The sequence below is a fragment of the Rhodanobacter sp. C05 genome (assembly GCF_002001165.1).
GTDB lineage: Bacteria > Pseudomonadota > Gammaproteobacteria > Xanthomonadales > Rhodanobacteraceae > Rhodanobacter.
Map to the genome: position 1 here is coordinate 188,992 of NZ_MUNQ01000005.1, position 11,421 is coordinate 200,412.

Sequence of the window (11,421 nt, forward strand, 5' to 3'; positions counted from 1 at the left end):
ATTTCTTCACGCATGCGCAAAATCATGCATCACATGATCTTGCGTGCCGCGATTGAAATCGGTGGGCGAGCGGCGCTCAGATGAGCTTTTCCGCTTCCAGTTCGCTCTTCAGATAGGCGTAGTAGATCGGCGCGGCGATCACGCCTGGCAGGCCGAAGGCGGCCTCCATCAGCAGCATCGCGATCAGCAGCTCCCATGCACGGGCGTGGATCTGGGTGCCGACGATGCGGGCATTGAGGAAATACTCCAGCTTGTGGATCACGATCAGGAAGCCGAGCGCGGCGACGCCGACCCCGAGCGACACCGACAACGCGGCGATCGTGATGGCCGCGTTGGAAAGCAGGTTGCCGACCACAGGCAACAGGCCGACGACAAAGGTCAACACCACCAGGGTCTTGGCGAGTGGCACATGGACGCCCAGCAGCGGCAACGCGCCAAGCAGGAAAATCGCGGTGCACAGGGTATTGATCAGCGAGATCTTGATCTGTGCGAACACGATGTTGTGGAACGCCTCGGCCAGGTGCTGGCAACGCAATCCAAGCGCCGTGGCCAGCGGGCCGACCTGATGCGCTGGACGCGCACGGCTAAGCGCGATGATCGCTCCTAGTACCAGGCCGATGAGGATATGCACGAACAGCCGCACCGCACCCTTGCCTGCCAGTTGCAGGGTCTCTGCATGCTTGCGGGCCAGTTCGACCGTGCCCACGCGCAGATCCTCGACACTGTCCGGCAGGTGATCGACCAGCATCGCCGGCAATTGCTGACGGGCCTTTTCCACCAGCGGCATCAGTTGCTGCTGCCAGAGCAATTCGGGATTGCCGATCTCACTGCGGAAGAAGCTGATGGCGCCGAGAATCAACAGGATCAGCAAACCCACCACGATCGCCCCCAGCGCGGCCACCACCAGCACCCGTGCGCGATCGCCGGAGATGCGTTTGCCCAGCAGCGGCGTCATCGCCTGCACCAGTTCATAGACCAGCAGCCCGGCCAGCAGGGCCGACAGCAGGTGCAGCCCGAGGACTGACAGCAGCGCCACCGCCGACAACAAGTAGCTGGCATAACGGAGTGCCGATGAAGGCTCGCGCGATACAGGCGAAGGAGAGTTCATGCAGGTCGCCACCGTGAGAATGTCGGAACGGCCAGTCTGTCAGCAGCCCGCAATGACTGCCAACCCCGCGCAGTCAGCCTTGACATGTGCCTGTCGTAAACTCCGTCCATCGTGAAGATCTTCATCAAAGGACTCCCGCATGTCTGTTCGTCTACCTCTGGTCTTGGCCATGCTCGGCCTGCTCGCCGGTTGTGCCACCGCGCCATCGCATCCTGCGGCCACGACGGCCGAGCCACCAGCTTCATCGGCGGCCGTTGTTCATGTCGCCGCCAATGACAACCTGAATGCAGTGGCCTGGAGCCAGACCGCCATCGAGCATGACCTGATCTATCTGCAGACTTACCGTGATGCCCAGTCGAGCCTGCTGGCTGCGCTGCATGACAAGCAATGGGATGCCCTGGGCAAGGCCGATCGCACCACACCGCTCAAGGGCCTGAAGCCCGCAGTGATTCTCGACATTGACGAAACCGTGCTGGACAACTCGCCGTATCAGGCACGCCTGGTGAAAAGCGGCGGCGAGTTCAATGAAGCCGACTGGGCTGCATGGTGCAAGGAAGAGCGCGCACGCGCGCTGCCTGGCGTGGTCGAATTCACCCAGTTCGCCGCCCGGCATGGCATCGCCGTGATCTACATCTCCAACCGCGCCAAGGATCTGGATGACGCCACTTTGGCCAATCTGCGCAAGGCAGGCTTGCCCGTGACCGGACCACAGTCCTTTCTCGGCCTTGGCACCGTACTCGACGGTTGCGAGCAGGTCGGCAGCGAAAAAGGCTGCCGCCGCCAGCTGGTTGCCCGGCATTACCGTGTGCTGATGCAGTTCGGTGACCAGATCGGCGATTTTGTCGACGTCATCGGCAATACCGATGCCGGTCGCCGCAAGGCAGTCGCCGACTATCTGCCATGGGTTGGCGCGCGCTGGTTTGTGTTGCCGAATCCTACCTACGGATCCTGGGAGCCGGCGCTGTTCAACAACGACTGGAGTGCCCCCCTGGAACAACGGCGGCAGCAGAAGATCGACGCATTGCGATATCAATGATTAAGCAATTTAATCAAAATCAGTCAGTTACAACAATTTACAAAAGTATTGCCTTAACTTTAACGGACAAGTAATATTTACCCGCCAACCCTGCTGACCAAAGCTTTTGCAGGCAAGGCCATTTCCCTTCCGGCTCTGCCGGATTTCCCCGTGAGGCCGCGCGCCCGCGGGGTTTTCTTTTTGCGGCGCAATATCTGGCGTCGTGAAATCCTGCGGTGCGACCCTTGTTCCCTGCTCCCGCGCCCCTTACCCTGCCCGCTCACCGCGCCTCTCCCGGCGCGTTCCAGTCATGCCGCCCTTCAACCGAGAGCCCTTCATGCGCCTGCACACCCTTCGCCACGCCCTGCTGCCGTTGTTCGCGGCACTGCTGCTGAGTGCCTGCCACGGCAAGGACGACGCCACCCAACCCGGCGGCAGCACACCGGAGGCGGCCGTGCAGGGTTCGATCGACCTGCTCAAGGCCAGCGACATCAACGGTCTGTTGAAACACGCTCTGCCACCGGCCGACTACGCCAACCTGCGCGCCGACTGGATCCGGCACCAGCAGGATCCGCAGGCAATCACCGCCGAGGATCGCGCCAAGTTCACCGAGACCATGCAGGAGCTCACCGGACCTGACGCCGAGAACAAGCTCTACGGCGAGCTGCAACCGAAGCTCACCATGCTGGAGCAGCAATACAAGGATCAGCTGCCCGTGCTGATCAGCGTCGGCGAAGCCTTTGTGAAGAACGGTGTCGCGCAGAACAAGAGCCTGACCGAGGCGCAGAAGGCGCAAACCAGCAGCGTGCTTGACGTGCTCGGGCCGTGGGCACAACAGACCCCATGGTTCGACCAGGCCAAGGCAAAGCAGGCCGTCGGTGTGGCAGTGACCACGGCGCGCAAGCTGGATCTGAAAACCCCCGATCAGCTGCACGCGATGGATTTCGACACCGCCATGGCGAAATACTCGACCGGCATCACCGGCATCAAGCAGCTGCTGGCGATCTACGGTCTGTCGGTGGACGACACGCTGAACTCGGTCAAGCTCTCCCCGGTATCCAACACCAATGGCCATGCCGTGGTGAAGATCGACTACACCCTGCTCGGCAAGCCGCTGTCGAACGAATCGACCCTGGTGCAGCAGGACGGTCGCTGGTACAGCGAGGACATGCTGAACAATGTGCGCAAGTCGCATCAGCAACTGGGCGCACAGCCGCGGCCGGCCAGCAGTATCGGCGCACCGGCCGCCGCCGCCACCGTCGCAACGAAAGACTAAACAGTGCAACCGTTAGAATAGACGGATGCAGAACATCTACACCGCCGATTCCACCGTTCACCAGCGCGCGCCCTGGTGGTTCAACCTGGCCGGACAGCTGTTGCAGCCATGGGTGCGCATCCGCCGTGACCCGGCGGAACCTGCGGCGCTGCTGCAGGCCGGTGTGCCGGTCTGCTACGTGATCGAGCGCGACGGCTTTTCCGACGCGCTGATCCTGCAGCGTGCCTGTCGCGAGGCAGGCCTGCCCAATCCGATGCAGCCGCTGGCCGGCACCCGCCGCAAACGCTCGGTGTTTGCGCTGGTGCGTCGCGATGGCTGGCTGTTCGGGCGCATCCGCAAGCGCGCACCGAACGAACCGCTGCGGCAGCTGGTGCACTCGCTGGAAGGCATGCCCGAGCACGACGTGCAGATCGTGCCCGTATCGATTTATGTCGGGCGTGCGCCCAGTCGCGACAGCGGCTGGTTCCGTGTGCTGTTCTCGGAAAACTGGGTGATGGTCGGCCGCTTCCGCCGGCTGCTGGCGCTGCTGCTGAACGGACGCGACACCGTGGTGCACTTCTCCGCACCAGTATCGCTGCGCAGCGTGCTGGGCGAATCCGGCGAGATCGCGCCGGAACGCTTCGCGCGCAAGATCGCGCGGGTACTGCGTACCCACTTCCAGCGCATCCGTGCCGCGGTGATCGGGCCGGATCTGTCGCACCGGCGCACCGTGGTCGATGCGGTGCTGAATGCCGAGCCGGTGCGCGCAGCCATCGCGGCCAGCGCGGCCAAGGAAAAGATCAGCCACGCCAAGGCCTGGCGCAAGGCGAACAAGCTGGTTCTGGAGATTGCTGCCGACTACTCGCATCCGGTGGTGCGTTCGGTATCGTTCCTGCTGTCGAACTTCTGGAACAAGCTGTACGACGGTATTGCCATGCATCACTTCGACAAGGCCCGCGCCGCCGCACCCGGCTACGAAGTGGTCTACGTACCGAGCCATCGCAGCCATGCCGATTACCTGCTGCTGAGCTATCAGCTGCATGTATCCGGCGTGGTGGTGCCGCATATCGCCGCCGGCGTGAACCTCAACCTGCCGGTGATCGGACCGATCCTGCGCCGCGGCGGTGCGTTCTTCCTGCGTCGCAGCTTCAAGGGCAATGCGTTGTACCCGGTGGTGTTCAACGAATACCTGGCGCAGCTGATCGACCGCGGCGTGCCGATCGAATACTTCATCGAAGGCGGTCGCTCACGCACCGGCCGCCTGCTCACCCCGCGCGCCGGCATGCTGGTCATGACGATCCGTGCATTCCTGCGCGCACCGCGCCGGCCAGTGCTGTTCCAGCCCGTCTACATCGGTTACGAAAAGCTGATGGAAGGCAAGTCGTATGCAGGCGAACTCAGCGGCCAGCCGAAGGAGAAGGAATCCCTGCTCGGCCTGCTGCGCGGACTGAAGGTACTGCGCCAGCGCTATGGCCACGTCGCGCTGAACTTCGGCGAGCCGATCGAGCTGAATCCGTTGCTGGACGCCGCCAGCGCCGACTGGCGCGCGGCCACTGCCGACCCGGATGCCAAGCCCGAATGGCTCAACAGCGTGGTCGACCGGCTGGCCGGGCAGATCCAGGTCAACATCAACCGCGCCGCCGACGTCAATCCGATCAACCTGCTGGCACTGGCCCTGCTCGCCACGCCCAAGCACGCGATGGCCGAGAGAGATCTGCTCGCCCAGCTCGAACTGAGCAAGACCCTGCTGGAGGAGCTGCCGTATTCCGATCGCATCACGCTGACCCCGATGAACCCGGCCGGGATCATCGCCTACGGCGAGCAGATGGGCTGGATCCGCCGCGTGCAGCACCCGCTCGGCGACGTGCTGGTTGCCGACGACGAACAGGCGGTGTTGCTCAGCTACTTCCGCAACAACGTGCTGCACCTCACCGCGACCGCTGCGTGGGTCGCCTGCTGTTTCCTCAACAACCGCCGCATGTCGCGCGCCTCGGTGCTGCGGCTGGGCCGGATCATCTACCCGTTCATCCAGGGCGAGCTGTTCCTGCCGTGGGACGAGGATGGCTTCGGTGCGCAATTGCAGGCGACCATCGACTTCTTCGTGCGCCGCGGCCTGCTTGAATCCGCTGGCGACGGGCGCGTGCTGGAACGCGCACCCGGCCAGGACGACAGCGCGTTCCAGCTCAAGGTGATCGCGCGCAGCCTGATCCAGGCGTTCGAGCGCTACTACATCACCATCGCCGCACTGGTCAAAAACGGCCCGCACACGATGACCGGCGCGGAGCTGGAGAACGCCTGCACGCTGACCGCACAGCGGCTGAGCCTGCTCAACGAACTGTCGGCGCCGGAGTTCTTCGACAAGGCGCTGTTCCGCGGCTTCATCCAGAAGTTGCGCGAGCGCCGCGTGGTATGGACCGACGAAGCCGGCAAGCTCGACTACGACAGCGCGCTGGAGATCATGGTGCGCGATGCCAGGGTGATCCTGTCGCGTGAAGTGCGCCATTCGATCCTCAAGATCACTCCCGGCGGCGAGAAGGAGCCGGCGGCAACGAACGAGGTTGGCGTCACGATCGCCGGTTCGCGCGATACCGTCCAGCCTGCCGAGGACGCATCCGGCACAGAGCTGCATCAGCGACATGTCGACGCCGAACATCACCGGCATGCGCATGTCGATGCGGTGACGGCAGACGACGGCTCCGCCACCACACCGCGCGAGTAACCGGGCACGGCGATGCTTGTGCATCGCCGTGCCGAACGTCACGTGACGCTGGTCAGGGTGCGCGCCTAAGATGACGGTTCACCCAGCCGGAGTCACGCCCATGCCTGCCCGCCCCATGACTGCACGCCGTGCGCTGGTCAGCGCTGCCATCCTGTTGTCGCTGCCAGTTGCTGCGATGGCCACTGATGCACCGGCTCATCACGACGTCAGTGTGCTGCATTGCGCGCATCTGATCGATCCGGTGGCCGGCAAACTGCTGGGTGCCACGACCGTGATCGTGGAAGACGGCCATATCAAGGAGCTGCGCAGCGGCAGCGTGGACGGCAAGCCATATGCGGATGCCGCGCAACAAGCCGGCGCCGGCTTCCAGCAGATCGAACTCGCCGATGCCACCTGCATGCCCGGCCTGATCGATTCGCACACCCACCTCACCATGCAGTTCAGCAAGAGCACCTACAGCGATCAGTTCCGACTCAATCCCGCCGACTACGCGATCGAGGGCACGGTCTACGCCAAGCGCACCCTGCTGGCCGGCTTCACCACGGTGCGCAACGTCGGCGACGAGCACAACGAATCCATCGCGCTGCGCAATGCGATCAATGCCGGCCTCGTGCCCGGACCACGCATCTTCAGTGCCGGTCAGTTCGTCGGCACCACTGGCGGCCATGCCGATCCGACCGACGGTTATCGCTGGGACCTGCAGGGTGATCCGGATCCGAAGGACGGCATCATCAATTCACCTGAAGATGCCTGGAAGGCGGTGCGCCAGCACTACAAGGACGGCGCCGACCTGATCAAGATCATGCCGTCCGGCGGCGTGCTCGACGAAAGCAACAGCGTCGACAACGCGCAGATGACGCTGGACGAAATCAAGGCGGTGGTCGCTGCTGCGCACGATTACGGCTTCACCGTGGCCGCGCATGCGCATGGCGCCGAAGCGATCCGTCGCGCGGTGCTCGGTGGCGTCGACTCGATCGAGCACGGTACCTTCATGAATGACGAAGACATGAAACTGATGAAGGAACACGGTACCTGGTACGTGCCGACCATCATCGCCGGCCAGTTCGTGATGGAGAAGGCGAAGGAAGGCTGGTATCCGCCGCAGGTCGCACGCAAGGCGGAGCAGGTCGGTCCGATCATCATGGCTACCGCCGGCAAGGCCTATCGGGCGGGCGTGAAGATCGCCTTCGGCACCGACGCCGGTGTCTATCCGCATGGCGACAACGCCAAGGAGTTCGCCTACATGGTGCAGGCCGGCATCCCGCCGATGGCTGCCCTGCAGGCCGCAACCACCCATGCCGCCGAGCTGCTGCACAAACAGGACCAGCTGGGCCAGGTCGCCGTCGGCCGTCAGGCCGATGTGATCGCCGTGCCGGGCAACCCGCTGGACGACATCACCACGATGCAGCACGTCAGCTTCGTGATGAAGGATGGCGTGGTCTACAAGGAAGCCGGCAAGCCGATCCTGTAGCATTGCGCGCATGAACGAACAGCCCAAACCCGCCCCGGACCAGACCACCCATTTCGGCTTCCGTGACGTGCCGGTCGGCGACAAGCAAAAGCTGGTCGGCCAGGTATTCACCTCGGTCGCGCGCAGCTATGACCTGATGAACGATCTGATGTCGTTCGGCGTGCACCGGTTGTGGAAGCGTCATTTCGTCGCCATCAGCGGCGTACGCCGTGGCGATCGCGTACTGGATCTGGCCGGCGGCACCGGCGACATCGCCGCCCTGCTCAAGCCCATCGTCGGTGACACGGGCGAAGTGGTGGTCGGCGACATCAACGCGGCGATGCTCGGCGTCGGTCGCGATCGCATGACCGATCGCGGTCTGGTCAGCGGTCTGCGCTGGGCGCAGCTCAATGCCGAAGCGCTGCCATTTCCGGACAACTCGTTCGACGCAGTGACCATGGCGTTCGGCCTGCGCAATGTCACCGACAAGGACAAGGCGCTGGCCGACATCTGCCGCGTGCTCAAGCCCGGTGGTCGCCTGTTGGTGCTGGAATTCTCCAAGGTACAGAGCGAGCTGTTCGGCAAGCTCTACGATTTCCACTCGTTCAAGGTGCTGCCGAAACTCGGGCAATTGTTTGCCGGCGATGCCGACAGCTACCAGTACCTCGCCGAATCGATCCGCAAGCATCCGGATCAGCAAACCCTGAAGGGCATGATGGAACGCGCTGGTTTCGGCCGCGTGGAAGTACGCAACCTCAGCAACGGCATCGTGGCTATCCATCGGGCATACAAGCTTTAGGACTGCAACTCCGCGACACGGCTCTCTTGCCAGATCGAATCGGCCTGATCCGATCGAGCTGGTCTCATCGAGTGATTGCGTCCATGCCGAACCGCTACCGTTTGTTCGCTGCCATTGCCGCTCTACTCGGCTGGTTTACACTCGCGCTCCAGCTGTTGCTGTCGATCCAGCTGACCGTGGCGAACGGGCAAGGCGCACTGGCCGGGGTATGGACCTACTTCGGCTACTTCACGATCCTGACCAACGTGTTGGTGGCGCTGGCGCTGACCGCCGATGCGCGTGGGCCGCGCGGAGCAGTCAGCCGTTTCTTCACTCGGCCCGACGTGCATACCGCGATCGCGATGAGCATCGTCATCGTCGCGGCGATCTACAACCTGATGCTGCGCCAGCTGTGGCAGCCACACGGCTGGCAGATCGTCGCCGACAACATCCTGCATGTGGTGATGCCGGCGCTGTTCCTGCTGTACTGGTGGCTGGCGGTGCCGAAGGCGACGCTGCGCTGGCCACAGGCGATTTACTGGCAGTCGTATCCGGCCGCCTATTTCGCCTACGTGCTGGCGCGTGGCGCGGTGGATCACTGGTATCCGTATCCGTTTCTCGATGTCACCACGCTGGGTTATCTGCGCGTGCTGATCGACGCCTGCGTAGTGCTGCTGGTATTCATCGTGGTCGCGCTGCTGCTGATCGCGCTGGGGCGCTGGCAGACGCGGCGTTCAAGCAGGATCGCCACGCAGCCGGCGCAATCCTGACGCAAGCACATCAGCCGGCGGATCCGCGCAGATCCGCCAGCACGGTACCGGACTGCCTTATCTCGTCCTCGTGGTCCGGATCGCGCCAGGTCTCCAGCAACGCGTCGGCATACCAGCGACGCATCGCGGGCAGCTCACGCAGACGCTCTGCGTAAGCCGCTGCCGCGTCGTCCATCACCAGGTTGTAGGTCTGGATGCGGAACGCCACCGGCGCGAAGAACGCATCGACCGCGCCGAACGCGTTGCCGGCCAGGAACGGACCGCCGAAACGACTCAGACCTTCGCCCCACAATTCATTGATGCGCGCGATGTCGGCGCGCAACGGCGCGGGTAGTTCGTCGGGCAAACGCACACGCAGGCCGCAGTTCATCCCGCAATGCGCGCGCAAGGCACCGAAGCCCGAATGCATCTCGGCAACGGCGCAGCGGGCCCACGCACGTGCCAGCGGATCGGACGGCCATACGCCGGGATGGCGCTCGGCCAGATATTCGGCGATCGCCAGCGAATCCCACGCCACCGTGTCGCCGTCGCGCAGGCACGGCACCTTGCCGTTCGGTGAAAACGCGCGAAAGGCATGCCAGCTCAATCCGCTGCCCGCCACGAACGGCACCAACCGTTCGTGAAACGGAATGTCGAGCTCACTCAGCAATACCCATGGCCGCAACGACCACGATGAATAGTTCTTGTTGGCGATAAACAACTCGTACATCCGCTGCACTCCCATGGATTTCGATCCGATCGATGCCAATGATTCAGCAGCGCATGAATTCTGCAGATTTGATTCAACCCGGCTTGCATGCCTCGGCAACCACCGATGATACGGGCGCGGGACGCCGGCGCGCATTCGCCAGCACCACACCGCCCACGGTGATCACGCCGCCGACCAGGGTCAGCACACCCGGCCGCTCACCCAGCCAGACCCAGCCGATCAGCACCGCGATCGGCGGCGAGAAGTAGATGAAGCTGGATACCTGCGACGCGGAGGCCCGACGCAGCGCCGCGTTCCATGCGAGGTAGCCGATGAAGGTGGGCGCGATGCCAAGCCACAGCAATGCGCTGATATGCGACCACGGCGCGGCAGCCAGCGCCTGTGGCAGACCCAGACCCAGCGGCAGCGTACCCAGCGTGCCGGCAAAGAACGTGAACGCGGTGACGCCGATCATGCTGTTGCGCGCGAACAGCGGTTTCTGGCCAACGAAATAGATCGAACAGGCGAGCACGCTGACCAGCACCAGCGCAGCCATCGGTTCAAACTTCACGTCCTTGCCGCTGGCCACCACCACCAGCACCACGCCGACAAAAGCCACACCCAGTCCCACGAGGGTGCGCGGCGACAGGCGCTCGCGCAGCCAGATCGCCGAGACCGCCGCGGTCGTCGCCGGCACCAGTGAGATCAGGATCGCTGCGGTACCGCTGGCGATGCGCGTTTCCGCATAGTTGAGGCACAGGTGGTACACGGTGAGGCCGATCACGCCCAGCAAGGCGAGCTGCGGCCAGTCGCGTCGTGCCGGCAGCGGTACCCGCTTCACCACCGACAGCGCGGCGAAACACAGCGAGCCGATCGTCAATCGCGCGAACGCCACCTCGCCCGGACTGAACGAGGCCAGCGCGTAGGCGATCGCGGCATACGCCGAGGACCAAGTGAGCAGGGCGATACCGATGTAGATCAGTGCACGCCCATCGAGGCGTTGGTGAGTATCCATGGGGGGAAGATTCCGATATTGGGGATGTGCGCATCCTAATCTTGATGGCTGCACCCAGGAATGATGAATCATCGTAAAGTAGTGATGTTTCGCCATCGAACGAATCGAGAACTATCGATATGACCTTTGAATCGAAACCCGAATTGGACAACAAGGATTGGCAGCTGCTGGAAGCGCTGCAGCAGGACGCGCGCCTCGGCTACGCCGAGCTGGGCCGCAAGGTGCGGCTGTCCGCACCGGCAGTGGCCGAACGCGTGAAACAGCTGGAGGAAGCCGGCGTGATCACTGGCTATCGCGCGGTGATCGAGCCGAAGCGGCTGGGCTTCAGCATCGATGCGATGGTGCGCCTGCGCTGCGATGGTGGCATCTGCGCGCGCATCGGCAAGATCGTGGCGGACATTCCCGAGGTGATCGACTGCCGCCGCCTCGCCGGCGAGGATTCCGCCCTGCTGCGCGTGGTGGCGATGTCGATCGGCCATCTGGAAGCCGTGCTCGACCGTCTGCTGAAAATCCACGCCAGCATCAGCACCACCACGCTGATCGTGCTGCAGGCGCCACACACGAACCGCCCGTTGACCCGCGCGATGTGGGACGCCGCCCGCGCGCTGTCACGCGATTGACGA

Annotated in this window: 10 protein-coding genes; 7 read left to right on the forward strand and 3 right to left on the reverse strand. The window is 63.7% G+C overall.

Translation table 11 applies throughout. From position 1 onward, the window contains the following. Window positions 1-76: 76 nt before the first annotated feature. On the reverse strand, window positions 77-1,108 hold the full coding sequence (locus tag B0E51_RS00840; protein ID WP_077442934.1) for an AI-2E family transporter: 1,032 nt from the start codon (window positions 1,106-1,108) through the stop codon (window positions 77-79). A 139-nt stretch (window positions 1,109-1,247) separates the two neighbouring features. Between B0E51_RS00840 and B0E51_RS00845 the strand changes: the two genes are divergently transcribed. The 6 genes from B0E51_RS00845 (at window position 1,248) to B0E51_RS00870 (ending at window position 9,095) form a co-directional block, all read left to right on the forward strand. Further along, window positions 1,248-2,144, forward strand: coding sequence for an HAD family acid phosphatase (locus B0E51_RS00845; protein WP_077442935.1), 897 nt, complete (start codon window positions 1,248-1,250; stop codon window positions 2,142-2,144). Between the two features lie 316 nt (window positions 2,145-2,460). Next, entirely contained in the window at window positions 2,461-3,399 is a 939-nt protein-coding gene (locus B0E51_RS00850) for a hypothetical protein (RefSeq protein ID WP_077442936.1), read from the forward strand. Between the two features lie 25 nt (window positions 3,400-3,424). Beyond that, window positions 3,425-6,097, forward strand: a complete 2,673-nt coding sequence (gene plsB, locus B0E51_RS00855; protein WP_077442937.1) for a glycerol-3-phosphate 1-O-acyltransferase PlsB — start codon at window positions 3,425-3,427, stop codon at window positions 6,095-6,097. Between the two features lie 100 nt (window positions 6,098-6,197). Beyond that, a complete protein-coding gene (locus B0E51_RS00860; RefSeq protein WP_254424352.1) occupies window positions 6,198-7,568 on the forward strand; it encodes an amidohydrolase family protein in 1,371 nt (456 codons plus the stop codon). A gap of 10 nt (window positions 7,569-7,578) precedes the next feature. After that, window positions 7,579-8,346, forward strand: coding sequence for a bifunctional demethylmenaquinone methyltransferase/2-methoxy-6-polyprenyl-1,4-benzoquinol methylase UbiE (ubiE, locus tag B0E51_RS00865; RefSeq protein ID WP_077442939.1), 768 nt, complete (start codon window positions 7,579-7,581; stop codon window positions 8,344-8,346). Between the two features lie 83 nt (window positions 8,347-8,429). Continuing rightward, window positions 8,430-9,095, forward strand: coding sequence for a Pr6Pr family membrane protein (locus tag B0E51_RS00870; protein ID WP_077442940.1), 666 nt, complete (start codon window positions 8,430-8,432; stop codon window positions 9,093-9,095). Window positions 9,096-9,105: 10 nt separating this feature from the next. Here B0E51_RS00870 and B0E51_RS00875 read toward each other — a convergent pair whose 3' ends face one another. Both B0E51_RS00875 and B0E51_RS00880 read right to left on the reverse strand, forming a co-directional pair. After that, window positions 9,106-9,804 carry a glutathione S-transferase family protein gene (locus tag B0E51_RS00875; RefSeq protein WP_077442941.1) on the reverse strand — a complete coding sequence of 233 codons (699 nt, stop codon included), beginning with the start codon at window positions 9,802-9,804 and terminating at the stop codon, window positions 9,106-9,108. A gap of 73 nt (window positions 9,805-9,877) precedes the next feature. Beyond that, on the reverse strand, window positions 9,878-10,798 hold the full coding sequence (locus tag B0E51_RS00880; protein WP_077442942.1) for a DMT family transporter: 921 nt from the start codon (window positions 10,796-10,798) through the stop codon (window positions 9,878-9,880). A gap of 119 nt (window positions 10,799-10,917) precedes the next feature. Between B0E51_RS00880 and B0E51_RS00885 the strand changes: the two genes are divergently transcribed. Continuing rightward, complete coding sequence (locus B0E51_RS00885) at window positions 10,918-11,418, forward strand: Lrp/AsnC family transcriptional regulator (protein ID WP_077442943.1); 501 nt, start codon at window positions 10,918-10,920, stop codon at window positions 11,416-11,418. Window positions 11,419-11,421 lie beyond the last annotated feature (3 nt).